The sequence below is a fragment of the Bradyrhizobium sp. MI1.4 genome (genome assembly GCF_055811315.1).
Map to the genome: position 1 here is coordinate 1 of NZ_JBVVPP010000182.1, position 241 is coordinate 241.

Annotated in this window: 1 protein-coding gene; it reads right to left on the reverse strand. The window is 57.3% G+C overall.

Translation table 11 applies throughout. The features are described from left to right. A partial coding sequence (locus tag AC0L23_RS40175; protein WP_473358448.1) for a UDP-N-acetylglucosamine 2-epimerase occupies positions 1-241 on the reverse strand: 241 nt, incomplete at both ends.

Below are 241 nucleotides of genomic sequence, written 5' to 3' on the forward strand. Positions count from 1 at the left end.
TCCGCGGGTAGCCGTTTGCGCGTGCGCGGATGAGTCGAGACGATAATCGGCCATCCGTACGTGGTTTCGAGCGCTTTCAGGCACGCCATCATCGCGTCAATCCGCGACGGATCGTCGACATTCTCTTCGCGATGCAAGCTAAGCACAAAGTAGCGGTTCGATTCAAGGCCGAGATTCTGAAGGATGGTCGAGCGCTCGAACTTGGGCCTGAAGCGGTTGATAACTTCGGCCATATGCGACC